We start from the raw sequence: 22,743 nt of genomic DNA, 5'->3' as shown, positions 1-22,743 counted from the left end.
GCGGTGCCGCCTCAGCGGCCGCGCCGGACGTACTCGCGCGCCAGAACCCGCAGCGCGCCCGGCACGGACGGGCGCGCCGCACCGCGCAGCAGCCCGGTGCCCCGGGCCATGGCCGCGTCCGCGGTGAGCACCTCCAGCGCGATCACCGCCCGGATGAACGCCCGGTGGGGCGCCGGCGCGAGGCCCGGCAAGCGCCGGCTGGCCAGCAGGTCACGGCGGGCCCGGCCCAGGAGATCGGTGAGCAGGGCGCGTACGGCCGCGGTCTCCCGCCCACGCTCGAGGTCCGCACGGCGGACGCCGTGCCGCTCCAGGGCCTGCGCGGTGAGCGTGAGCCGCCCCTCACGCAGGTCCTCGGCGAGGTCGTTGACGAAGTCGAGGCGCTGGCTGCCGTCGATGTAGGCGCGGCAGAGCTCGCGGGTGGTGCCGGCGTCGGCGGCCGGATCCAGCAGCAGGCAGGCGATGAGCATGAACGCCGGCAGCGAGTAGGCGTCGACGTAACGCCCGTACTCCGCCTCGTCGGTGAAGCCGGTGAAGTCCCGGTCCAGGGGCGCCCCCGCCAGGAACTCCTGGACATGGTCGCGCAGACGAGGGTGGCGGGAGGCGGTGTGCAGCAGCGGACGGAGCACCGGATGGCCGCTCTGCCCGGTGGCCAGACCGTCGCGGACCTCCTTCTCCCACGCCGCGTAGGCGTCACCGCCACCGGCACCGTTCGCGGGCCCGCCGCCCTCGTCGAGGAGCGTGTCGGTGTGGTGCATGAACGCGGTGGCGGCGATGACATGCGGAACGAGCGCCGGCGGCAGCAACAGGCGGACGGCGACGTAAGCGTGGCGCCGGTAGGCGGAGACCAGGGCACGCTGGCGGGTGTAGTCGGCGCGCAGGCGCTTGTCGTGGATGCCGGCCAGGGTGAGGGTCCTGTCCCACGCGTGCATGTCGGTGCGTCTCCCCGCGAGTGGTGATGAGAGGGCCGAGCCTATCCGCCCTGCCCGTCAGGTATTTCCGTTGCGGGTGCTCCGGCAGCGCGTTACGTTCGGCCGGTCCGCAACGGACCGTCGACGCTGTTCACCGCTTCCGCTTCCTCTTGACGGAGACTTCAGACACCTTGTCGATCCGCATCACGCCACTGACCTGTTCCGGCCGCGTCCTGTCGGGCCGTCGCCCGGCCTGGCTGGCGTCCGACGCCGACGGCATCCCTGTCGGCTCGGCCTTTCTGCGCCTGTTCACCGACGCCGGCCGCGACCACCTGGCCGAACTGACGCTCGCGGTCCACCCCGCGGAGCGCCGCCAGGGCACCGGCTCGCGCCTGCTCGACGCCGTGGTGGCCGCCGCACGGGAGGACGGCAGGCGCTATGTCGTCGCCCAGGCCCAGGCGGGCTCCCCAGGGGACCGCTTCCTGGCGGCCCGGGGCTTCCGGAAGGTCCTCACGCTGACCTACGCCCGGCTGGCCCTGGACGCGGTGGACACCACGGCTCTCGCCGGGATTGTCGGCCGCCACCACCCCGGCTACCGGCTGACGTCATGGCACGGGACCGTCCCCGACGACCTCGCCGCGACGTTCGCGGCCTCGCGCCGCGCCATGGACGACATGCCGATGGACGACACCGACCACGCCACGGTCACCTGGGACGTGGACCGGGTCCGCGAGGCGGCGCGGGCGGTCGAGGAGCGGGGCGAGCTGCTCCACACCGTGGTCGCGGTGGACGAGCGGGACGGATCGGTCGTCGGTTTCACGGAACTGGTCGTGCCCGGCGACGGCAAGGGCGACGCCCAGCACTACGGCACCGCCGTCCTGCCCGGGCACCGCGGACACGGCCTGGGCCGGTGGATGAAGGCCGAGTCGATCCGGCGGGCGCGCGAGGACCACCCGGACCTCGCCGGCCTGCTGACCGACACCGCCGACAGCAACACGTTCATGAGGCGCATCAACGACGGCCTCGGATACACACCCACACACAAGGTGCTGCGGTATCAGCTCACCCTGTGAGGCCCGCAGGCCGTGTCGTCCGGGCGAGGTCACGGTAGAGCGGGTCGGTGATCTCCGCGCGCACGTCGCGGGCCACGGAAGGACGCGGCAGCCCCACCGACGCGCGGACGACCTCGGTGAGAGGGACCTCGATCTGTGGAAGGCCCCAGGCGACGAGCTTGGCGATCGAGGTGCCGTACGCGACCGCGCGCACCCCGCCCCACAGGAGGGCGCCCGCGCACATCGGACAGGGCTCGGCCGTGGAGACCAGGACGTGCCCGGGAAGGTGCAGGCCGCCGGACGCGGCCGAGCGCAACACGTTCACCTCCGCGTGCGCGGTGGGGTCGCCGCTCTCCGAGGTGTTGCCGGCCCCGGCGACCACGTCCCCGTCGGCCGCGTCCACCAGCACCGCCCCGAAAGGCCACTTCGCCGAGGCCCGGGCATGACGGACCGCGACGGGCATCGCCTTGAGGACCGCGGCCCGCAGCGACGGCGGCCACTCGCCGGTCCAGTCGGCGTCCGCCCGGCCGTGGGCGTGAGCCCGCGGCAGCGCGCCGCCCAGTGAGAGAGGGGCGGCCGTGGCGGCCGCGCACAGGAAACGCCGTCGCGATGGGGCTCGTGAGGACATCGGTCCGTTCTAGGGCCTGTGCGAGGTCGTGGTCAAGCAGGCGCCCCAGGTAGGCGCGAACCCTTTCTTGTGGTGATCGTTGTCGTAGGTATGACGGTACGACGATGTGGTGGGGAGCGAGGTGCGGGGAGCGACGCCACGTCGGACGGCAGCCTCTGGCGGCATCCGGGCTTCGTCCGGTATTGGAGCGCGAACGCCGTCGACCTCGTGGGCAGCGGCGTCACACAGGTGGCGCTTCCGCTGGTCGCGGTGGTGGCGCTGGATGCCTCCGTCTGGGAGGTCGCGCTGTTGTCGTTCGCCCAGAAGCTTCCGCCCCTGCTGGTGTCGCTTCCGGCCGGGGCGCTGGCGGACCGGTACCGCAAGCGTCCCGTGATGGTGGGCGCGGCGCTGGTCAGCGGTGCCGCGTTGCTTGTCGTTCCGCTCGGCGATGCCATGGGCCGGCTGTCCCTGGGGGTGCTGTGCGGGGTGGCGCTGGTGAGCGCGGTCGCGGAGGTGTTCGGCTCCACCGCTCGTATCAGCTTCCTTCCCTCGCTGTTGCCCCGTTCGCGACTGCTGGAGGCCAACTCCAAGCTCGGCGGCGTCAATTCCTGGCCGACAGTGCCGGTGCCCAGCTCGGCGGCGCCCTGGTCACCGTTCTCGGTGCCGCCTACGCCATCTGCCTGGACGTCGCTTCCTACCTGCTCTGCGCGCTGCTCCTCGCTCGCATCCGCACCCCCGAACCGGCCGCGTCCTGGCCCAGGAAGAGCACGAGTTTCCGGGCCGAGATGGCCGAGGGAATGCGCTATGTGTGGTCCCATCCCGTGATCCGGCCGTTGGTGCTCGCGGCCACGGCGTACGTCGCCGTCATGGCCTTCCTCAGCACGCTGTGGTCCGTCTACGTGCTGCGCCAGCTGCACTATTCCAGTGCGGCACTGGGCACGACGCTGAGCGTGGCCGCGCTCGGCGGGTTCTGCGGCGCGCTCGCCGTCCGCCCGGTGGTCGCGCGGTACGGACCGGTGCGCGTCATGCTCACCACCCTGGCCCTGGCCCCGTTCACCGAGGTGCCTCTCCTGCTCGCGGAGCCCGGTCGCCCCTGGCAGGTGGCCGTCGGGGTGGGGATGTTCGTCCAGGTGGGGTGTGCCGTCGTCCAGGGCGCCACCCAGCGCACCGTCCGTCAGGCCGTCTGTGACCCCGCGTTGCAGGGCCGCATGCTCGCCACGAGCCGCTGGGTCGTCTACGGCTCCCAGCCGGTGGCCGCCCTCCTCGCCGGCGCCGTCGGGACCTGGCTCGGGCTGTGGAACGGCCTGGCCGTCGGCACCCTCGCCCTGGCCGTCCCCTTCCTCGTACTGCGATCTTCCTCGTTCCCCGGCGTGCCCCAGGGCACCGCCGCCCCGGAAAAAGCCCCTCGGGCAGGCGTGTGCCCGCGAAAAGAAAGTGGTGCCGCATGAGCCCTGGAGGAATTCCGGGCCAGTCCCGTCCATCGCGCGCCGCCGGACGGTACGTTCCCGCCAGGGGAATCTACACGGAGTCGGCACGCCTCCAGCGGCTCGGCTGGTTTCGCTCCATCACCCGGCATGGGCTGGACTCCTTGCAGCACACACAGCTCGACGCCGGCAAACTCACCGGGAACATCGAGGGATTCGTCGGTGCCGTGGAGATCCCCGTCGGCGTGGCCGGGCCCCTGTTGTTGTGCGGGGAGAACGTCCAGGGTGAGATCTATGCCCCCATGGCGACCACAGAGGGCGCCCTCGTGTCTTCGGCGACGCGGGGAGCCCTGGCCGTCACCATGGCAGGCGGCGTCAGCACCCGCGCTGTCTCACAGGTGATGACGCGTGCACCCGTTTTCGCCTTTTCCCGGCTGTCGGCCGCCGGCCGCTTCGCCTCGGCGATCGTCCAGCACCTCGACGACCTCCGCACGGCTGTCCGGGAGGTCTCCCGCCATGCCGAGCTCGTCTCGATCGAACCGGTGGTGCTGGGCCGGACCGTTCACCTGAGTTTCAGGTACACCACCGGGGACGCGGCCGGGCAGAACATGACCACTGCCTGCACGTGGCACGCTTGTCAGTGGATTCTGCGGCAGCCGCACCTGGTCGGGGACGAGGAACTCGAGTCCTTCATCATCGAGGGGAACACCTCTGGCGACAAGAAGGCGTCGTCCCAGGTCATGGCGGAGGGTCGCGGCATCAGGGTGTCCGCTGACTGCGTCCTTCCGCAAGGCGTTGTCGAGCGGGTCCTGAAGACGACCCCTGACGAGCTGGTCAGGGGCTATCAGCACATCGCGGCCGGGGCCGTGCACAGCGGAGTGCTGGGTTCGAACGCGAATACCGCCAACATGGTGGCAGCGATTTTCACCGCGACGGGTCAGGACATCGCCTGTGTTCACGAGTCGAGCGTGGGGCAGTTCATCCTGGAACGGACGCCGGACGGCGTCTATGCGAGCATGACGCTCCCCGGACTGGCAGTCGGCACGGTCGGCGGCGGCACCCACCTCCCCACCCAGCACGAACTCCTGGAAACGATGGGCTGCACGGGCCCGGGAAGCGCGGCCCGGCTGGCGGAAATCATTGCCGGTTTCGCACTGGCCCTGGACCTCTCGACGGTCTCGGCAGCCGTCTCCGGACAGTTCGCCAGCGCCCATGAACGCCTCGGGCGCAACAGGCCGGTCCGCTGGTTCCAGCTGGACGAGCTCGACGCCCAGTTCTTCGAATCGGCGCTGGGTCACTCCGAAATGCCGGGCGTCAAGGTCACCGGCGTCGAAACCGTCCACATTCCCATGGGGCCCAGCGTCCTGTCGGAGCTGACGTCGAGGACGGTGAAGAAGGCCGTCGGACTCTTTCCGATGCAGCTGAGGGTCGACCACGACGACGTGGAGCAGAAGCTCGACGTCATGGTGAAGATCAAGCCCACCGACCGGGAGGTCATCAAGATGGCCGGAATGGCAGCCGCCCTCTGCGGCGGTCCGGTGGCGACCCACTACCGCAGATTCGAGCAGCGCCTCGGCTTCGTGGGATGCGACGTACGGGAACTGGCCCTGTACGAGCAGACCGACACCCGATTCACCAGGCTGGTGCCGAAGAAGTACCGCACCTATCGCGATGACCGGAGGGAGGCGTATGTCATCGTGATGGAGTGCCTCGGCGACATGGAGCGGATGGACACGTCGGACCACGCACGCGGATGGTCACGCCGGCACCTCGGCATCGCCCTGCGCGACCTCGGGCAACTCCACTCCATCTGGTACGGCAAGGAATCGGCGCTCCGCCGGATGCCGTGGATCGGGCACGTTCCCCATGCCGCGGACATGGTGGAGATGAGGGACCTGTGGCTGGCCCTGGCCGACCACGCGGCGGGGGAGTTCCCCGAGCTCGTCGACAAACGCCACCACGATCGGCTGATGTCGTGCATCGGGACCATCGACCGCTGGTGGCCGCGGATCGAGGCGATGCCAAGGACCCTCGTGCACAACGACTTCAATCCACGCAACCTCGCCATCCGGGCGGACGGCCGGCTCTGCGCCTACGACTGGGAGCTCGCCACCCTGCACATTCCCCAGCACGATCTGGCGGAGCTGCTCTGCACCGCCATGGAACCCGCCGACATCAATGCCACGGTGGTCGGGGAGCTTTCGGAAATCCACCGCAAGTCGCTCGAGACCCATGCCCGGACCGCCATCGACAGGACCCAGTGGGAATCCGGGTACCGCCTCGCCCTCAGGGACCTGGCGGTCAACCGCTTCGGGCTCTACTTCGTGGCACACACCGTTCGCCACTACGGCTTTCTCGAGCAGTGGTGGCGGAACCTCTGGGCCTTGATCGATCTCGCTGAAGCAGCCGACGGGAACTGATGCGCGGCCCCGCGGCGGTGGCACACCAGGAGACGGCAGGTGCCGCCCGCCGGCCGGCTCCGCCCGCGCAGGCCCGGTGAATCTCCCTGCCGAACGGTCGCCGTCCGGGGGTCAGTCCTCCAGCAGGCCCCGCACCACGCGGCCGAAGACCCGGTGGCCGGCCCGGTTCGTCAGGGCGTCGCACCACCGCGGCAGCCCCGTCACGTGCAGTGCCTCGCGCCAGACGACCCACGAACCCGTCTCGTGCGCGCCCACCTCCAGCTCGGCCCAGCCGGTGATCGCCGTGCCCCGCTTCTGCAGGCGGCACAGGCCGGCGGCGCCGTCGGAGGGCGGCTGCCAGCGGACGACCTCCATCACATCGTCGACGGATGCGGGCCCCAGCCCGGTCCGTGCCACGAACCGGGTCCCCACCCCCGTCGGCGGCGGCGTCGTCACGACGACGCTCGTCAGGGGGACGTGCGCCGCGTGCCGTTCCCAGTCCGTCAGGCGACGCCACGCCTCGCCGACGGGCAGCCGGGAGCGGTACCGGACCAGGAAGGGCCTCATACCGGCATCGTATGCGGGGCGGCGGTCAGCGCCGCAGATAGCAGCGCGTGGTCGTGCCGCCCGGCACCGTGTGGGTGCGGACGAGGTCGCTGACGTAGTGGACGAGCAGCAGGCCGCGGCCTCCCGGGCGGTCGGGCGGGGGCGGGCAGCGGCCCGCCAGCGGGTCGCCGATGTGCCCGCCGTCCTCGACCTCCCACACCAGGTGGTCGCCCTCGGCCCAGATCCGTGCCGTGCCCGAGCCACCGCCGTGCACGACGCTGTTGGTGGTGAGCTCGGCGACGGCCAGCGCGAGGTCGTCGTGGCGCCCGGGCGGCAGGCCCAGCGCGACGGCCCGCTCGAGGAGGAGGTGCCGGGCGTCGGGAAGCAACGAGCTGTCGAAGGTGAAGGCGAAGGCTCCGGGCGGGCGCGGCAGCGGCTGGTTGTAGGCGGCGATGACGTGGTCCGGGGCGTAGGAGCCGCTGGACAGCTCCAGCCCGTCGCTGATGACGACGGGGTGGGTGGCGTGCGCGTCCGCCAGCACCTCGGGCGCGAGCCGGGCGGCGTCGTACGGGCACAGGACGGTGACGCGGCGTCCGGCGAAGGCGTGGTTGATCAGGGCCTCGTGCTGGGCGCACGCGGGATACTCGGTGGGGGAGCGGCCGGCCCAGATCGGTTCGCCGACGAGGCGGACGTGGCGGTGGGGGTGGGCGTCGGCGAAGGCCCGCAGCACGCGGGGGATGATCCGGCCCGGATTGCGGCCTTCCTGTTCCATGTCGACGAACCGCACCTCCGCGCCGTCCTGCCCCAGCTCCCCGCGCAGCAGCTTCAGGTTGTCCTGGGGGACGGCGACCGCGACCGGCTCCCCGGCCTCGAGCCCGGAGCGGATGAAGGAGACGTTGGCGGACACGTACTCGCACTGGTCCCGGTAGAACAGCGCCGGGTGGGTGAATGTCGCGTCCCCGGCTGTCACGTCCCTCACCCCGTCACCTCGATCGCTGCCAAGCCGGACCAGAACGTCTCCAAGGTTCGCAGGAGTGAGGGCGGTGGCCGGTCCACGATGATCCGCCGGCCGTTCCCGAGCCGCTGGGCCGTGAGCGCCAGCGCGGCGGTGCCGGCGACGTCGACGAAGGTGACGGCGGCCAGCTCCAGGCAGGGGAGACGGCCCATGGCCGGCAGCGATTCCAGCGCGCCCTCCCATGTGGTGTGCGTGCTCAGGCTGACTTCCCCCGCCAGCCGCAGGCCCGGTCGCCCCACGAGCGGGCTGACGTCCAGAGCCGCCCGGGTCATGGTCACTGCTCGGCGAGCAGGTGCGTGCGCAGTCGGGCGAGCGTACGGCTGAGCAGCCGGGAGACGTGCATCTGGGAGATGCCGAGCTCCGCCCCGATCTGGGTCTGGGTCATCTCCTCGCCGAAGCGCAGCCGCAGTATCCGCCGCTCCCGCTCGTCGAGGCCGGGCAGCAGCCGCTTGAGGACGTGGAGGTTCTCGACCTTCTCCAGGTTCTCGTCCGTGGTGCCGATGCGGTCGGCCCAGGGCCGGGAGGCCGCGCGGCCGCGCTGCGGGGCGTCGTCGTCGGTGGGCATGTCGAGGGAGTTGGCGCGGTAGCCGTTGCTGGCGATCTGGGCCTCGATGACCTCGTCCTCGGAGAGGTCCATCACCTCGGCCAGCTCCTTGACGCCGGGGGCGCGGCCGAGCCGGCTGGAGAGCTCGTCCGTCGCCTTCGCCAGCTCCACCCGCAGCTCCTGCAGCCGGCGGGGCACGTGGACGGCCCAGCTGGTGTCCCGGAAGAAGCGCTTGATCTCGCCGGTGACGTAGGGGATGGCGAACGTGGTGAACTCCACCTCGCGCGTGAGGTCGAAGCGGTCGATCGCCTTGATGAGACCGATGGTGCCGACCTGGACGATGTCCTCCATCTGCTCCGCTCGCGACCGGAAGCGCTTGGCCACGAAGCGGACCAGGGAAAGGTTCATCTCTATGAGGGTGTTGCGCACGTACTGGTATTCGTGCGTCCCCTCCTCCAGAACCTCCAGGCGATCGAGGAACACCTTGGTCAGGGACCGGGCGTCCCGCGGGTCGATGCTGCCCGGATCGTCCACCTCGAAAATCGCCGGATCACCGGCCCGAGGCCCGCACACCTGCGTGCCGCTCTCCTCGGCCACCGCCGACCGCGTCGCATGTGTGGTGGTCACGCGCACACCCTCCTTAGCTCGGCTGTCAGAGCCGCTTCTGCCCGTGTCCCGCCTCACCATGCCTCGGTGGCCGAAATCCGGACGAAGGGCCGGCGAAGGTGGACATCCGGTCACGGCCCGGCCGTTGCGGCACCCGCACGGCAGTACCGGCCGAGCCATGTCCGTCAGGTCGGCTTAGGGTGGCCGCATGGGCGGAACGAGCGGCGACGGCGGCCCCGCCGGCGCCGTCCGACGGCATCGCGCGGGTGAGCGCCGGCGGGCGTTCCGCCACTCGCCGTTCTTCCCGGCCACCGTGCTCACCTTCATCGTGGCCGCGGCCGCCGGCCTCTTCGCCGGCTCCTACACGTACGCCATGGCCGACCCGACACCCCACAGCGTCCCCACCGCCGTCACGGGCGTGCCCGCGTCCGAGGTCAAGCGGGCCGAATTCGTCCAGGGCATGGAGAAGGCGCTGGGCGCCGAGCTCACACTGCACCACTACGCCACCTACGAGGACGCCAGGAACGCGGTGGAGGAACAGAAGGTCTACGCCATCCTCCAGGAACGCCCCGGCGCCGCCGAAGCCGAACTGGACGTCTCCGGCGCGTCCGGCGCCACCGTCGCGCAACTGCTCTCCGAGACCGCGCCCCGGGTCGGCAAGGCCATCGGGGTGCCGGTGACCGTGAAGGACATCAACCCGCTCCAAAAGGGTGACCCGCGCGGGCTCGCGCTCTTCTACATCACGCTCGCCGCGGTGATCCTCGGCTTCGTCGGCGCGATCCAGCTGAGCGTGCACGCCTCCGCGCTCAACCCGGCCGAGCGCATCGCCTTCACCGTCTGCTACGCGCTGCTGGGCGGCTTCACCATCGCCGCTGTCGTGGACTGGGGACTGGGCGCGCTGCGGCTGCCCTTCGCCGAGTCATGGCTGATCCTGGCGCTGACCATGTTCACGTCGGGCATGGTCTTCTCCATGTTCAACGCCCTGATCGGACGCTGGGCGATGCTCCCCACGTGGGGCCTGATGGTCCTGCTGGGCAACCCCTCCTCCGGCGGGGCCGTCTCCTGGCCCCTGCTGCCCTCGCTGCTCGGTTCGATCGGCCGCTGGCTGCCCCCGGGCGCCTCGGTCAACGCCCAGCACACGGCCGTCTACTTCGGCGAGCACCAGCACCTCTTCCCCTTCGTGGTGCTCACCCTGTGGGCGGCCGTCTCCTGCGCGGTCTTCTGGACCTGGCGTCACCGCCACCCGGGCGGCCGCGACCCCGACCCGCCCACCACCGCTCCGGGGGGAGCGCCCGCGGGGTGAGAGGGCAGTTCCCCCAGCGGCCCGGCCATGAGTTCGGGGAAGTCCGCCAGGCTTTACCGGCAGGTCGCCGGGACAGTATCGACGCATGGTGTTGTTCACGGCGTTTTTCGCTGCTTTGTTCACGGCCCAGGGGGTGTTCTCATGAGCCGGAGCGTTCCTCCGCCGGGGAACGGGCACCGTGTACGACCCGCTCTGGAGGGAATTCCGGAAACGGCCTTGTGGGCGTTGTACTACCGGGCCGCGGCGGCCGCGCGCTTTCCCCGACTGGTCTCCGACCCGATGGCCGCGAAGGTGATCGGGCGATGCGCGTTCCCGTTCGAGGAGACATTCGGCCGCCCCCTCTGGTGGGCCTGCCGGTATCTGGCCCTGCGCACCCGGTTCTTCGACCAGGAGGTGCGGCGATTCCTCGCCCGGCACCCGCAGGGCGCTGTCGTCGCCCTGGGCGAGGGCCTGGACACCCAGTTCTGGCGGGTGGACAACGGCCGCGTGCGGTGGCTGACGGTCGACCTGCCCGAGGTGATCGCCTTGCGGCGATCGGTGCTCCCGCCCGGGAACCGCCGGCAGTCCGCGGCCTGCTCGGCGCTCGACCCCCGCTGGATGGAGAAGGCCGACCCCGACGGAGGCCGGGTGCTCCTGCTGGCCCAGGGACTGTCCTCGTACCTCGGGCCGGAGGAGATGGACGGGCTGATCGGCGCCTGCGCCGCCCGGTTCCCGGGCGCCACCCTCGCCTTCGACGGACTGCCCGGTTGGCTGACGGCTCTCAGCCGCCGCGGACTGATGCGCATCGGCCCCTACCGCTTCCCGCCCATGAGCTTCAGCATCGCGCCGCACGACGTGAGCCGCCTGCGCGACCGCCATCCGGGAGTGCACGACGCACGCCACGTCGGACCGGACCGGGTCCGGGACCCGCTGGCGGCCCTCCTGCGCTACGGCTACCGCCTCCCCGTGGTGGACCGGGCCCTGCCGGCCTTCGTACGGGTCACCCTCTCCCGCGCATCCGCCGGATCCGCCGAGCCCCCTGCACGGGCTGAGCGCCCGTAGCCGGGGCCGTCATCCGGCTGAGGTCCCCACCGCCCCGTCGCCGCCGTGCTCGCGCGTCCGGGCCTCCGTCCGTGCCAGCGCTTCGGCGAAGGCCCGTACGCGGGCGGTCTCGTGGTCGCGCCGCCAGACGAGGGCGAGCTCGGAGTCCGGGAGGCCGGTGACCGGGACGTAGGCCAGCGCGCTGCGCCCGTGATACTCCGCGGTCGGCCGGCACAGCAGCATCGCGCCCCGGTCCGCCGCGGCCAGGGTGAGGCCCTCCTGAAGCGTGCCGGCGAGGGGGCCCGCCGGTATCGGACGCCCTCCGGGGGTGACGGAGGGCGCCATGGCATCACGCCAGTAGGCGGGCGCCGGTCCCCGCACACCGATCAACGCGCACCCGGCCAGCTCCTCCGCCCCGACGCGGGCGCGTGCGGCCAGGGGATGACGCACCGAGACCGCCAGCGTCTGCGGCTGCCGCGAGAAGACCGCCCCCACCACCAGGTCGCTCTCCATGACCGGCGCCAGGACCACGGCCAGATCCGCTTCCCCTCTCCGCAGGGCACCGAAGGGGTCGGACAACGGCACCTCGATCATCTCTGCGACGCAACCGGGATGCTGCTTCTGAAAGCGGGTCACCGCCCGCATCATCTGGTCGTTGGCCGTTCCCTGAAAGCCCAGCCGCAGCGAACCCTCGACCGCGCGGGCGGCGGAGCGCGTCGCGTCCACGACCGCGTGCAGGCCGTCGTACGCGGGCCGGAGCCCGGCCAGGAACTCTTCGCCCAGCGGTGTGAGCCGCACCCGGCGGCTGGTGCGCTCGACCAGCCGGGCCCCGATCCGGCCCTCCAGCGACCGCAGCAATTGGCTGACCCGGCTCTGGCTGACATAGAGCCGTTCCCCGGTCCGCCCGAAATGCAGCTCCTCGGTCAGTACGAGGAAACACTCCAGTTCACGGATGTCCAGACCGTTCACCGTCGCTGTGCCCGCCCTCTCCCGGCGCCCCGGGTGCTCTGAAATGGATCAATGAATCTGACTCATTGAAGGATGAGAGACCGGCCGTTGTTCCCGCCGCGCGCCCCGGGTTGCCTGGGGACATGACGACAACAGCACGACGTACGACCGCCGGCCGGGCGCAGGGGGAAGAGGCGCTGTCACCGCGGCGCGGCTGGGCCGCGGTGGCGGCGCTCGCCGCCGCCACCTTCACGGTGGTGACCTCGGAGATGCTGCCGGTGGGCCTCCTCACGCCCGTCGGCGCGGCGCTGAAAGTGAGTGAGGGCACCGCCGGACTGGCCCTGACCGTCACCGGGCTGGTGGCGGCCGTGTCCGCGCCCCTGGTCATGCCCGCCGTGGGCCGGGCGGAGCGGCGCCAGGTCCTGTGCGCCCTGATGCTGCTGCTCGCGGCCGGCAATCTGCTGGCCGCGTGGGCGCCGCACTTCGGGGTGCTGATGGCCGGCCGGGTCCTGGTGGGCGCGGGCATGGGCGGGGTGTGGGCGGTGGCCGCCCCGCTCGCGGTACGGCTGGTGCCGGCGAGGTCGGTGGGCGCCGCGACCTCACTGATCTTCAGTGGCATCGCCGTCGCCTCCGTCCTCGGCGTGCCCGCGGGCACCTTCCTCGGCGAGGCGGCCGGCTGGCGTACGGCGTTCGCGGCGGCCGGCGGTCTGGCCGTCGCCGTGGCGGCCGCGCTGTGGCTGCTGCTGCCCCGCCTGCCGGTGGAGCGGGCGGTGAGGCTGGGGGGAGTGGCCGGGCTGACGGGGCGGCGCACCGTGCGCAGGGCGCTGGCGGCCATGGCCCTGCTCGTCACCGGCCACTTCGCCGCCTACACCTACATACGTCCGGTACTGGAGGACATCTCCGGCGCGGGCGCCGGCCTGATCGGAACGCTCCTGCTCGCCTACGGCGTCGCGGGTGTCGCCGGGAACTTCGCCGGCGGAGCCGGGGCCGCGCGGTCCCCGCGCGCCACGCTGCTGGTGATCAGCGCGGTCCTCGCGGCGGCCGTCCTGCTCGTCCCGGGGCTCGGCGGCTCACTGGTGGCCGCCGCGGTGCTGCTGGTGGTGTGGGGCGTGGCGTACGGGGGAGTGTCGGTGACCACCCAGGCCCTGCTGGTGGCCGCGGCACCGCGCGCCCCTGAGGCGGCGTCCGCTCTCTTCGCCGGCGTCTTCAACGCCTCGATCGCGCTCGGGGCGCTGGTGGGCGGCCTCACGGCGGACGGCTGGGGAACCGCCCCGGTCCTGTGGACAGGGGGCGCCCTGGCCCTCGGGGCCCTGGCGACCGTCGCCCTGAGCCCCATGACCGGGGCGACGGGCCCGGCACCGCAGGACCGCGACGGGTGAACCTAGTCGGTTCCTGCCCGCCGTGACGCGTCCGGCGAGGACGGCGGGGCGAGCGGGGAAGCTGAGCCCTGGTCAGGGCGGCCGCTGACCGGCCGCGGGGCGAAGGCTCAGGACACCGTGTGCTCGACGGCGTCCGCGACGACGGCCCGCAGCTCGCCGGTACGCGCGAGCGTCCCGCGCTGCCTGCCGGCCCCGCCGCCCCCGCTCAGCAGCCGCTCCAGCGACTCCCGCACCAACGCCAGGTCCCCGGCGTCGTACAGGGCTTCGTGGACGTGGTCCACCAGGGCCCGCACCACCGTCCGCGCCGGGGCCGGGGTCCACCGCAGCGGGTGCACGAGCCGGTCCGAGACGCCGGATTTGGCCGCCCGCCAGCTCGCCAGCCGCAGCAGCCCCACCGTGGCCGGCGCCGGTGGCTCGCCGGCGTGCCAGGCACGGACCGCCGTCTCCACCAGCCCCCTGGCGAGCGCCGCGATCAGCACGGTGTCCCCGGCGTCCAGACAGACGTCGGGCACCCTGATCTCGACGGTGGGGTAACGGCTCGACAGCCGGGCATCGAAATAGATCATGCCGGTGTCGACCAGCGTGTCCGTTCCCAGCAGCGCGCGCACTTGCGCGTGGTATTCCTTGGCCGAACCGAACACTTCCACCGCCCCCGTGGAAGGCCAGCGGCCCCACACCTGACTGCGGTAACTGTTGTATCCGCTGTCCCGCCCCTGCCAGAACGGGGAATTCGCGCTGAGCGCCAGCAGGGGAGCCAGCCACGGCCGGATACGGTCCAGAACCGCGACGCCCTCTTCGTCCGAAGCGACGCCCACATGCACGTGACAGCCGCAGGTGAGCTGCTCCTGCGCGGTGAGCCCGAATTCCGCTGCCAATTTCCGGTAGCGCCGCCCGGGGCTCAGCGACGGATCGACGGGAAGCGGTGAGGTGGCCAGCGCCGCCACCTCGGCCCCGGCGGACCGTGCCTGCTCAGCGGCCATGCCGCGACGGCGGCGCACCTCGGCCGCCAGATCCGTCATCGCGGTCGTCGGCCGGGTGGCGATCTCCAGCTGTTCCCGCTGCAATTCCTTCTCCAGGCCCGCGCCGGTCTCCTCCTCGCACCCCACCCCGGCATGAGCGAGAACCGTCCCGGCGACGGCCCGCGGATTTCCGGTGTCCGGGTCCACCAGAAGCAGTTCCTCTTCCACACCGACACTCCGCATTGCTGCCGCCCCTTTCGGTGGTCCGCCCGTCCTGCTGCTTCCCGACCCCGCCCGGGATAGTCCGGCGGGAGACCGCCCGCTACGGCGTCACAGTTTCCGCCAGCGCGCCATCGCGAAGGAGAACAGCCCGAACAGCAGGAGGCCCACGGCCACCACGGTGAGGAGCCACGAGCCGGCCGGTGTGCCGGCGAAGGTGCGGAGCGTGTCGTCCAGCCCCTTGGCCTGCCCGGGGTCGTACGCCGCGGCCGCCTGGATGGCGAAACCTCCCGCGACGGCGAAGACCAGACCGCGGCAGACGCCGCCCCCGACCCCGAGGACGTCCACCGCCTTCCGCGCGCCGGCGGACATCCGCGGCAGGTCGAGGTCCTCGCGGTACGCGCGCAGGGCGGCCCGTACCCCGATCCAGACACCGGCGCCCGCCAGCACGGCGCCGGTGATGATGAGCAGCACCTGGCCGCCGGGCCAGCCCAGCACCCGGGCGGTGATGTCCTTGGACTGCTCGTCGGTCGAGCCGGCACCGCTGCCCCGCTCGCCCGCCGCGAAGGCGATCACCGAGCCGGCGATGACGGAGTAGAACACGAAGCGCGCGGCCGACTGCAGCCGCCTGCGGGCCTTGCGGCCGTCGGGGCCCGCCGCGCCGAAGACCACTTCCGACAGCCGCCACAGGGCCATGCCGATCAACCCGATGCCCACCGCCCAGACCAGCACCTGGCCGAACGGCTTCTGGGCCAGTTCCTGGACCGCTCCGCCCCGGTCGGCCTGCTCACCGCCGCCGCCGTGCGCGATGCGCAGGGCCAGCACTCCGACGAGGAGATAGAGCACTCCGCGTGCCACCAGTCCCGCACGTGCCGCCGCGACCGTACCCGTCTCGCGTGCCGCCTGCGCGCTGTCGCCGTCCGGCCACCGCCGCATCATGCCGCCTCTCGCATCACGCGCTCCGTCCGCGCGCCATGGGTAGGTTCAGCTGCCCCCGGGCCCCCGGCGCGAAACGACCCGCACGGGCGACGGCGCCGCGACTGCACCCCGGGGTGGAGAACAGGGGCCCTCCCGCCGGCCCCGCCTCGGCCGCGGGGTTGACACGCCTCACGCGGTACCGCCGTGGTTCACGGGCCGGCTCAACCCCCCACGGGATGGCCCCTGGCATGTCCTCGTCGATAGCGTCCGGATGTCGCTCCCCCTCCATGAATGGCACACCGGCACACCGGCACACCGGCACACCGGCACTCCAGAAGGGAACACCTCCGTTGAGCACATCCCTGATCCGCCGTTACCTGACCGCAGGAGCAGGTGCCCTGGTCCTCGCGGCCCTCGTCCAGCCCGGCACGGCCCGCGCGGGCGAGCCGGCGCCGCCGCCTCCCGGCGTCCGGGCCGTTCCCGAGGACGACCACCACGCCGGCTCCGGCCTCGCGGCCCGGACCGGCAGACAAGCCGACCCTCTGATAGCGGCCGAGGTACGCGGCCTCGATGTGAGCAGCCACCAGGGCGCAGTGGACTGGCCCGCCGTGGCGGCCGCCGGGGCCTCGTTCGCCTATGTGAAGGCCACCGAAGGACTGACGTACAAGAACCCGTACTTCTCCCAGCAGTACGACGGGTCCGCCGCCGCGGGGCTGGTGCGGGGCGCCTACCACTTCGCCCGGCCCGACAACTCCGGCGGCACCGTGCAGGCCGACAACTTCGTCGACAGCGGCGGGGCATGGACGCCGGACGGGAAGACGCTGCCGGGCGCGCTCGACATCGAGCACAACCCGGTGCAGGGCGCTCCGGTCTGTTACGGGCTCGGGCAGAGCGCCATGGTCGACTGGATCAGCGCCTTCGTCGAGCGGTACCACGCCCGGACCGGCCGCTACCCGGCCATCTACACCACCACGGACTGGTGGGCACAGTGCACCGGCAACTCGGCCGCCTTCGCGACGAAGTCACCGCTGTGGATCGCCAACTACAACGGCACGCCCGCCCCGCTCCCCAAGGGCTGGTCCGGCTACACCGTCTGGCAGACCGCACGGTCCGGCCCGTTCCCCGGCGACCAGAACGTCTTCAACGGCTCGCTCGAGGACCTCAAGACCTTCGCCAAGCGCGACTACACGCCTCCGCCGACCATCGCCTGGCCGATCGTGCGGCAGGGGCACAAGGGCCCGCAGGTGACCGCCGCCCAGTATCTGCTCAACGCCCGGGGCGCGTCGCTGGAGGTGGACGGCGCGTTCGGCGGCGCCACGCACGCCGCCGTCGTCGCCTTCCAGCAGGCCAACAATCTCGGCGCCGATGGCATCATCGGCCCCAAGACCTGGCAGGCACTGATCACCACGGTCCGGTCGGGTTCGGCCGGAGACGCCGTACGGGCCGCCCAGTCCCTGCTCAACGCCCATGGAGCGGCACTGCAGGTCGACGGCGTCTTCGGCGCCGGTACGCGCGATGCGACCGTCTCCTTCCAGCGGACCCGCAACCTCACCCCGGACGGCATCATCGGCCCCAACACCTGGCAGGCGCTCCTCACCTGAGTCCACGGTCAGCTGGGGCGGACCGTACCGGAACGGCCGGGCGCCGCGCAGGAAGGGATGGCTGCCGGGAGACGGAGGTCGTCTATCCTGCCGGGCGACAGCCGGACGTGCGAGGGCGGTGCGCGAGCCCGCCGGTGCGGAGAAGCGACATGACCGTGCCCGAGGGCGTGCCCGCGGGGGCCGTGCTGCGGCGACGCCTGGGCGTGGGCGACGCGGTCGTGATCGGCCTCGGGTCGATGATCGGCGCCGGGATCTTCGCCGCCCTCGCTCCGGCCGCCGCCGCCGCGGGCTCCGGCCTGCTCGTGGCCCTGGCCGTCGCGGGCGTGGTGGCGTACTGCAACGCCACCTCCTCCGCCCGCCTGGCCGCCCGCTATCCGGCCTCCGGCGGGACCTACGTCTACGGCCGCGAGCGCCTCGGCCCGTTCTGGGGCTACCTCGCCGGCTGGGGCTTCGTCGTCGGCAAGACCGCCTCCTGCGCGGCCATGGCCCTCACGGTCGGTGCCTACGTCCGGCCCGGCCAGGCCCACGCCGTGGCGGTCGCGGCGGTGGTGGCGCTGACAGCGGTGAACTACGCCGGGGTGCGCAAGTCCGCCCTCCTCACCCGGGTGATCGTCGCCGTGGTACTGGCGGTGCTCGCCGCCGTGGTGGTCGCCTGCCTCACCTCCGCTTCCGCGGACACCGCGCGGCTGGCCGCCGGCCCGGACGTCACGTGGGGCGGAGTGCTCCAGGCAGCGGGCCTGTTGTTCTTCGCGTTCGCCGGGTACGCGCGCATCGCCACCCTGGGCGAGGAGGTCCGCGACCCGCGGCGCACCATTCCCCGCGCCATCCCGATCGCCCTCGGCATCACCCTGGTCGTGTACGCGTCCGTCGCCGTGGCCGTCCTGACGGTGCTGGGCCCGCGGGAGCTGGCGGACGCCACGGCGCCGCTGTCGGACGCCGTACGGGCCGCGGGCGCGGGCGGGCTGGCTCCGGTGGTGCGGGCCGGTGCGGCGGTCGCGGCGCTCGGGTCGCTGCTGGCCCTGATCCTGGGCGTCTCCCGCACGACCCTGGCGATGGCCCGCGACCGGCACCTGCCGCACGCCCTGGCGGCCGTCCACCCCCGGTTCCACGTGCCGCACCGGGCCGAACTCGCCGTCGGCACGGTGGTGGCGGTGCTCGCCGCGACGACCGACGTCCGCGCCGCCATCGGCTTCTCGTCCTTCGGCGTGCTCGTGTACTACGCGATCGCCAACGTCTCCGCGTGGACCCTCACCCCGGCCGAGGGCCGCCCGGCACGGCCCGTTCCGGTGATCGGCCTGGTGGGCTGCCTGGCCCTGGCCTTCGCCCTGCCCGCGTCCTCCGTGATCCGGGGCACCGCCGTCCTGGCCCTCGGCGCCACCGCCTACGGCATCCGCCGCACGGTCACCGCCCACCGCCGCCCGTAGGGTGACGCCACAGGGAGAGCACGGGCCCGGATAATCGATCGCTCCGGTCGACGTGATCCCGCTAGGTTGACGCGATGACCGAGCAACCGACCGAACTGCGCACCAGCCGACTTGTCCTCCGGGGGTGGCGCGAGTCCGACCTGGCACCGTGGGCGACGATGAACGCCGATCCCGAGGTGCGCGAGTACTTTCCGGGGCTGCTGACGCGGGAGCGGAGCGACGCGTCCGTCGCGCGTTTCCGAGCGGATCTCGACCGGCGGGGCTGGGGATGGTGGGCGGTCGAAGTGCGTGCCACCGGCGAGTTCATCGGATTCGCCGGGCTGGACCCGGTGGATGAGGAGATGCCGTTCACCGGAGTGGAGGCGGGCTGGCGGCTGGCTCGTCCGGCCTGGGGACACGGCTATGCCACCGAGGCCGCTCTCGCGGTGCTTTCCTTCGGCTTCGGAAGGCTTGGCCTGCCCGAGATCCTGGCGGTGACACCGGCCACCAACCTCCGTTCGCAGGCGGTGATGCGCAGGATCGGCATGACCCGTGACCCGGCCGACGACTTCGACGATCCGACCGTGCCCGCCGGGCCGCTGCGCCGGAGCGTCGTGTACCGGGCGACGTCCGTCCGGGCCGGTCGCACCCCGCCCGGCGAGGTGTCCGGCGGATCCTGAACCGGGCGTTGCCAAGCGGCGCGGACCGCGGCAAGGATGCTGGGTATGGCCAGCCAGGGGGATGTGGCGCCGCACGAGGCACGGGACGCGGCCGAGTTCGTCGCTCTGATGCGGCGGCTGAAGGAACGATCCGGCTTGACCTACCGGCAGTTGGAGGAGCGCGCCGCCGACCGGGGTGAGGTGCTGGCGCGCAGCACCTTGGCCGATGCCCTGCGCCGGCAGGCACTGCCCCGCTCCGAGATGCTGGCCACGTTCGTCCGGGCCTGCGGGGGAGACCACCAGGTCGACGCGTGGCTGGAGGCCAGGGACCGGCTCGCCGCCGTCCCGGCGCCCCCGCCCGGCCGTACCGTGGCAGGTGCCCGCGCCTCGTCCCTGCCCCGCAGGGCCCGCCTCACCGCGCTCGCGGCAACGGCCCTCTTGCTGCTGGCATGCGTGTGGATGCTCATTCTCGAGGGCTCGAAGCGGAGTGCGGCGCGGCCCGGCGCGCCCGCCGGAAACGCCGACTCGAGCGGACAACCCCTGCTCTCGTCGAAGGCATGCGCCGCGACACTGTCCAAAGGCGATCACAACGTGTGCGTACAAGAGCTGCAGAAGCGGCTCCAGCACCATGGACTCGACCTGCCGGCCGACGCCGTCTTCGGCCCCTACACGAAGATGCGGCTCGCGGCCTTCCAGGTGTTCGCCGGGGTACCCGTGACCGCGATGGCGGACGACCCCACCAAGAAGGCCCTGTACAAGAAGAGCCCCGACATTCCCAGGTGGTCGCCCGAGCAGGTGGAGCGGCGGCTGCGCGAGGTGTTCCCCGAGGAGCCGGAGACGGCGGTGCGCCTCGTGCGGTGTCTCGCGCACCTGGATCCGCTGTGGATCTGGGCCCATCGCGACGGCAACCGGGAGTGGGGCTTGTTCCAGTTCTCGGACCTGGAACTACGCGAACTGCGCGCCGCCCCCGCTACCGCCCTGGACCCCGAGTGGAGCATCCGGCGAGGACGGGCCATATGGGAACGCACGAAGGACTTCCGCCATTGGTCGTGCACGCCCCGCGTGACGGCCATGGACGACCAGCGGGGCTGACCGGCCCCGACCGCCTCTACGCTCTGTGCCATGAAGAATGAGCACGCCGTCGTGACCACGACCACCGACTCCGAGGACAAGGCGCAGGCATTGGCCGCCGCAGCCGTCGAGGGCGGACTGGCGGCTTGCGCGCAGATCTACCCGATCGGTTCGGTCTACCGGTGGCAGGGGAAGGTCGAATCGGCGCGGGAATGGCGGATCGACTTCAAGACGCGCTCCGCGTCGGTGGACGAGCTGACCGCGTTCGTCGTCGGCGCGCACGACTACGACACCCCGGAGGTCATCGCCGTGCCGGTGACCGGCGGGCACGCCGCGTACCTGGACTGGGTCACGGCCGAGACGCGCCCCTGAGGGCCGGCCGGGCGCACCCGCCCTCCGGTCAGGAACGGGAGCGTTCCCGTTCCCGCTCGGGCCAGCCCGGCAGACCCACGAGCGGCGGCAACTCCGCAGTCCGGGCGGCGCGCCGGACGACCTCACCCGGACGCTCCCCGGGCGTCATGACCACGCTGCCCCAGTGCTCGGGCAGTGCCTGCCCCTGGGCGCGCAGCTCGGTCCGCAGCGCCACGTAGAGAAGCTCGAAAGCCTGCAGGGAGATGTGCGCCCAGTCCCCCTTGACGTGCTCCTTGTAGCGCAGATCCACCTGGCCGATGGACTCGGCGCCGTGCCGGCGGCTGATCTGGTCGAGGATGGCGAATTCGGTACCCCACCCGACCGGGAACACCAGCTCGGCCAGCGTCGGCCGTCTGGTGGCGTGCTCGCCGCTGAGCGGCTGACGCATGCCGGCCAGCTCGGGATGCAACAGCGACAGCATCGGCCGGGCCATGGCCTCGGTGGTGCGGCCGCCTTCGTAATGGTCGTAGAAGGCCCGTACGTGGTGCAGGGACGGATCGCGCAGCAAGGGGCCGATCAGCCGGGAGACCTTCGACGAGTCGAACCTCAGATGATCGCCGTCGATGAAGACGATGATGTCGCCGTCACTCGCCCAGATGCCCTTCCACATCACCGACCCCTTGCCGGAGTCCGGGATGTCGGTGATCGGCCCGGCGGTCGGGAAGTCGACCACCCGTGCCCCGGCACGGGCCGCCAGCCGGGCGGTGTCGTCGCAGGAGCCGTGGTCGACGACCACCACCTCGTCGATGACCTTGGTGGTCAGGAGGTCCTCGACGATCGGCGCCACCACCCCCTCGATCGTCGCGGCACAGTTGCGCGCCGGAACCACGACGGATATCCGGACGGGAGCACCGCTGTCCGTCGCGCAAGCGGCTTTGACCGCGGCGAGATCCTCGGGGGGATCCGCGTCGGAACCGAGAAAAGTCTTGATCGTCACGTTGCTCAGTCCCTTCGATCCTCACGCCGGCCACCGCCCCGCGCCGCGTACGGCCAGGGCGCCACGCGCACGGGCCGGGCAGAGCGCGGGCGACGCCGCCCGCGCCGAGGGCAGGCGCTCCCCGCCGGGCTGTCGCATGTGGTGGATGTGAACGAATCCCGATGGCTGAACGACCCGTACCGAAGCGGTACCGGTCGGCGCCGGGCGTACGAGCCGGCGCCGGCGATGCCTTCCTGCGCGAGGCCGGCGGCCCGGGCCTCGGCGCCGGGCGGCGCGGAGAACTCCGTCAGAGCCGTCGGGGTCGCGCGCGTGGTTGCGCGAACGCAAGACGATGATGCGCCCAGTGGCAATCTAAGGCGTGCCGCCACCGGCCGCGACCCGGGGCGCTGGCCGAGCGGGGCAGCGACCGCCCGCGTCCGGCCGTACGGGCGATACGGGCGATGTTCGCCCGGCCGCACCGTGGCGCTGCGGGGCACGGGGGCCCGCCGGATGCATCCTGGCGAGCGAGCGCCGGACCGCGAGGGTGTCCCGGCGGGCGACCCGGCCAGGAGAGGTGCGGCATGGCGCAGTGCGAGGTATGCGGAAACGACTACGGCATGGCTTTCGAAGTGCACGCGGCAGGCGCGGTCCATGTCTTCGACAGCTTCGAGTGCGCGGCCTACAAGCTCGCGCCGATCTGTGACAACTGCGGATGCCGCATCCTGGGCCACGGCCACGAGACCGACGGCAAGTTCTTCTGCTGCGCCCATTGCGCACGGAAGAAGGGCTACACGGAACTCACCGATCACGCCTGAGCGGCCCCCGGGGCGTACCC

General features: G+C 72.3%; 22 protein-coding genes and 1 pseudogene. 13 read left to right on the top strand and 10 right to left on the bottom strand.

Translation table 11 applies throughout. The features are described from left to right. Positions 1 to 11: 11 nt before the first annotated feature. On the bottom strand, positions 12 to 929 hold the full coding sequence (locus tag ABZ956_RS21640) for a squalene/phytoene synthase family protein (RefSeq protein WP_361895960.1): 918 nt from the start codon (positions 927 to 929) through the stop codon (positions 12 to 14). A gap of 170 nt (positions 930 to 1,099) precedes the next feature. Here ABZ956_RS21640 and ABZ956_RS21635 point away from each other — a divergent pair, with 170 nt between their 5' ends. After that, positions 1,100 to 1,981, top strand: coding sequence for a GNAT family N-acetyltransferase (locus tag ABZ956_RS21635; RefSeq protein ID WP_361895957.1), 882 nt, complete (start codon positions 1,100 to 1,102; stop codon positions 1,979 to 1,981). Here ABZ956_RS21635 and ABZ956_RS21630 read toward each other — a convergent pair. Next, a complete protein-coding gene (locus tag ABZ956_RS21630) occupies positions 1,971 to 2,588 on the bottom strand; it encodes a nucleoside deaminase (protein WP_361895954.1) in 618 nt (205 codons plus the stop codon). The two genes, ABZ956_RS21635 and ABZ956_RS21630, sit on opposite strands and share 11 nt — an antisense overlap. Before the next feature lie 90 nt (positions 2,589 to 2,678). On the opposite strand from ABZ956_RS21630, the pseudogene ABZ956_RS21625 reads away from it, so the two are divergent. The 3 genes and pseudogenes from ABZ956_RS21625 to ABZ956_RS21615 form a co-directional block, all read left to right on the top strand. After that, positions 2,679 to 3,164 (top strand): annotated as a pseudogene (locus ABZ956_RS21625) (MFS transporter); the annotation flags it as partial. Further along, positions 3,047 to 4,015, top strand: a complete 969-nt coding sequence (locus ABZ956_RS21620; RefSeq protein WP_361895951.1) for an MFS transporter — start codon at positions 3,047 to 3,049, stop codon at positions 4,013 to 4,015. The pseudogene ABZ956_RS21625 and the gene ABZ956_RS21620, both read left to right, overlap by 118 nt. Then, the gene (locus ABZ956_RS21615; RefSeq protein WP_361895948.1) at positions 4,012 to 6,411 is read left to right on the top strand and encodes a phosphotransferase; all 2,400 of its coding nucleotides are present in this window, start codon (positions 4,012 to 4,014) and stop codon (positions 6,409 to 6,411) included. The genes ABZ956_RS21620 and ABZ956_RS21615 overlap by 4 nt, the downstream gene beginning before the upstream one ends. A gap of 111 nt (positions 6,412 to 6,522) precedes the next feature. Here the strand turns inward: ABZ956_RS21615 and ABZ956_RS21610 are convergent, their stop codons facing one another. The 4 genes from ABZ956_RS21610 to ABZ956_RS21595 are packed head-to-tail and all read right to left on the bottom strand — an operon-like array spanning position 6,523 to position 9,122. Further along, entirely contained in the window at positions 6,523 to 6,957 is a 435-nt protein-coding gene (locus ABZ956_RS21610) for an SRPBCC family protein (RefSeq protein WP_361895945.1), read from the bottom strand. Positions 6,958 to 6,982: 25 nt separating this feature from the next. After that, the gene (locus ABZ956_RS21605) at positions 6,983 to 7,915 is read right to left on the bottom strand and encodes an anti-sigma factor RsbA family regulatory protein (protein WP_361895942.1); all 933 of its coding nucleotides are present in this window, start codon (positions 7,913 to 7,915) and stop codon (positions 6,983 to 6,985) included. Continuing rightward, positions 7,912 to 8,223 carry an STAS domain-containing protein gene (locus ABZ956_RS21600; RefSeq protein WP_361895939.1) on the bottom strand — a complete coding sequence of 104 codons (312 nt, stop codon included), beginning with the start codon at positions 8,221 to 8,223 and terminating at the stop codon, positions 7,912 to 7,914. The genes ABZ956_RS21605 and ABZ956_RS21600 overlap by 4 nt, the downstream gene beginning before the upstream one ends. A 2-nt stretch (positions 8,224 to 8,225) precedes the next feature. After that, a complete protein-coding gene (locus tag ABZ956_RS21595) occupies positions 8,226 to 9,122 on the bottom strand; it encodes a SigB/SigF/SigG family RNA polymerase sigma factor (RefSeq protein WP_361895936.1) in 897 nt (298 codons plus the stop codon). A gap of 187 nt (positions 9,123 to 9,309) precedes the next feature. Between ABZ956_RS21595 and ABZ956_RS21590 the strand changes: the two genes are divergently transcribed. Then, complete coding sequence (locus ABZ956_RS21590; protein ID WP_361895933.1) at positions 9,310 to 10,404, top strand: ABC transporter permease; 1,095 nt, start codon at positions 9,310 to 9,312, stop codon at positions 10,402 to 10,404. A 216-nt stretch (positions 10,405 to 10,620) separates the two neighbouring features. Then, positions 10,621 to 11,445 carry a class I SAM-dependent methyltransferase gene (locus ABZ956_RS21585; protein ID WP_361895930.1) on the top strand — a complete coding sequence of 275 codons (825 nt, stop codon included), beginning with the start codon at positions 10,621 to 10,623 and terminating at the stop codon, positions 11,443 to 11,445. Between the two features lie 9 nt (positions 11,446 to 11,454). Here the strand turns inward: ABZ956_RS21585 and ABZ956_RS21580 are convergent, their stop codons facing one another. Then, positions 11,455 to 12,393, bottom strand: coding sequence for a LysR family transcriptional regulator (locus ABZ956_RS21580; RefSeq protein WP_361895927.1), 939 nt, complete (start codon positions 12,391 to 12,393; stop codon positions 11,455 to 11,457). A 122-nt stretch (positions 12,394 to 12,515) separates the two neighbouring features. On the opposite strand from ABZ956_RS21580, the gene ABZ956_RS21575 reads away from it, so the two are divergent. Then, positions 12,516 to 13,751, top strand: a complete 1,236-nt coding sequence (locus ABZ956_RS21575; RefSeq protein WP_361895925.1) for an MFS transporter — start codon at positions 12,516 to 12,518, stop codon at positions 13,749 to 13,751. 107 nt (positions 13,752 to 13,858) lie between these two features. Here ABZ956_RS21575 and ABZ956_RS21570 read toward each other — a convergent pair whose 3' ends face one another. Next, a complete protein-coding gene (locus ABZ956_RS21570; RefSeq protein WP_361895923.1) occupies positions 13,859 to 14,953 on the bottom strand; it encodes a glutamate--cysteine ligase in 1,095 nt (364 codons plus the stop codon). A gap of 87 nt (positions 14,954 to 15,040) precedes the next feature. Further along, complete coding sequence (locus ABZ956_RS21565) at positions 15,041 to 15,865, bottom strand: DUF1206 domain-containing protein (RefSeq protein WP_361895994.1); 825 nt, start codon at positions 15,863 to 15,865, stop codon at positions 15,041 to 15,043. Positions 15,866 to 16,197: 332 nt separating this feature from the next. On the opposite strand from ABZ956_RS21565, the gene ABZ956_RS21560 reads away from it, so the two are divergent. The 5 genes from ABZ956_RS21560 to cutA all read left to right on the top strand — a co-directional run bounded on the left by ABZ956_RS21560 (position 16,198) and on the right by cutA (position 20,953). Further along, entirely contained in the window at positions 16,198 to 17,448 is a 1,251-nt protein-coding gene (locus ABZ956_RS21560; RefSeq protein WP_361895920.1) for a GH25 family lysozyme, read from the top strand. A 149-nt stretch (positions 17,449 to 17,597) separates the two neighbouring features. Continuing rightward, entirely contained in the window at positions 17,598 to 18,872 is a 1,275-nt protein-coding gene (locus ABZ956_RS21555; RefSeq protein WP_361895917.1) for an APC family permease, read from the top strand. A 74-nt stretch (positions 18,873 to 18,946) separates the two neighbouring features. Beyond that, a complete protein-coding gene (locus ABZ956_RS21550; RefSeq protein ID WP_361895914.1) occupies positions 18,947 to 19,531 on the top strand; it encodes a GNAT family N-acetyltransferase in 585 nt (194 codons plus the stop codon). Between the two features lie 45 nt (positions 19,532 to 19,576). Beyond that, positions 19,577 to 20,602 carry a peptidoglycan-binding domain-containing protein gene (locus ABZ956_RS21545; RefSeq protein ID WP_361895911.1) on the top strand — a complete coding sequence of 342 codons (1,026 nt, stop codon included), beginning with the start codon at positions 19,577 to 19,579 and terminating at the stop codon, positions 20,600 to 20,602. A gap of 30 nt (positions 20,603 to 20,632) precedes the next feature. After that, positions 20,633 to 20,953, top strand: a complete 321-nt coding sequence (gene cutA, locus ABZ956_RS21540; protein WP_361895908.1) for a divalent-cation tolerance protein CutA — start codon at positions 20,633 to 20,635, stop codon at positions 20,951 to 20,953. Between the two features lie 28 nt (positions 20,954 to 20,981). On the opposite strand, the gene ABZ956_RS21535 is transcribed toward cutA, so the two are convergent. Beyond that, a complete protein-coding gene (locus tag ABZ956_RS21535; RefSeq protein ID WP_361895905.1) occupies positions 20,982 to 21,929 on the bottom strand; it encodes a glycosyltransferase in 948 nt (315 codons plus the stop codon). Between the two features lie 560 nt (positions 21,930 to 22,489). Here ABZ956_RS21535 and ABZ956_RS21530 point away from each other — a divergent pair. Next, the gene (locus ABZ956_RS21530) at positions 22,490 to 22,723 is read left to right on the top strand and encodes a hypothetical protein (RefSeq protein ID WP_361895902.1); all 234 of its coding nucleotides are present in this window, start codon (positions 22,490 to 22,492) and stop codon (positions 22,721 to 22,723) included. Positions 22,724 to 22,743: the final 20 nt, after the last annotated feature.

The organism is Streptomyces sp. NPDC046261 (genome assembly GCF_040646235.1).
Lineage (GTDB): Bacteria > Actinomycetota > Actinomycetes > Streptomycetales > Streptomycetaceae > Streptomyces.
The sequence above is the reverse complement of the archived record's forward strand: the minus strand, read 5'-3'. Positions and strand labels throughout refer to the sequence as shown.

Coding starts and splice junctions, on each gene's coding strand:
- ABZ956_RS21640 (WP_361895960.1), bottom strand. CDS start 929: ATGCACGCGTGGGACAGGACCCTCACCCTGGCCGGCATCCACGACAAG.
- ABZ956_RS21630 (WP_361895954.1), bottom strand. CDS start 2,588: ATGTCCTCACGAGCCCCATCGCGACGGCGTTTCCTGTGCGCGGCCGCC.
- ABZ956_RS21615 (WP_361895948.1), top strand. CDS start 4,012: ATGAGCCCTGGAGGAATTCCGGGCCAGTCCCGTCCATCGCGCGCCGCC.
- ABZ956_RS21610 (WP_361895945.1), bottom strand. CDS start 6,957: ATGAGGCCCTTCCTGGTCCGGTACCGCTCCCGGCTGCCCGTCGGCGAG.
- ABZ956_RS21600 (WP_361895939.1), bottom strand. CDS start 8,223: ATGACCCGGGCGGCTCTGGACGTCAGCCCGCTCGTGGGGCGACCGGGC.
- ABZ956_RS21590 (WP_361895933.1), top strand. CDS start 9,310: ATGGGCGGAACGAGCGGCGACGGCGGCCCCGCCGGCGCCGTCCGACGG.
- ABZ956_RS21575 (WP_361895925.1), top strand. CDS start 12,516: ATGACGACAACAGCACGACGTACGACCGCCGGCCGGGCGCAGGGGGAA.
- ABZ956_RS21570 (WP_361895923.1), bottom strand. CDS start 14,953: ATGCGGAGTGTCGGTGTGGAAGAGGAACTGCTTCTGGTGGACCCGGAC.
- ABZ956_RS21565 (WP_361895994.1), bottom strand. CDS start 15,865: ATGCGGCGGTGGCCGGACGGCGACAGCGCGCAGGCGGCACGCGAGACG.
- ABZ956_RS21555 (WP_361895917.1), top strand. CDS start 17,598: ATGACCGTGCCCGAGGGCGTGCCCGCGGGGGCCGTGCTGCGGCGACGC.
- ABZ956_RS21550 (WP_361895914.1), top strand. CDS start 18,947: ATGACCGAGCAACCGACCGAACTGCGCACCAGCCGACTTGTCCTCCGG.
- ABZ956_RS21545 (WP_361895911.1), top strand. CDS start 19,577: ATGGCCAGCCAGGGGGATGTGGCGCCGCACGAGGCACGGGACGCGGCC.
- cutA (WP_361895908.1), top strand. CDS start 20,633: ATGAAGAATGAGCACGCCGTCGTGACCACGACCACCGACTCCGAGGAC.
- ABZ956_RS21530 (WP_361895902.1), top strand. CDS start 22,490: ATGGCGCAGTGCGAGGTATGCGGAAACGACTACGGCATGGCTTTCGAA.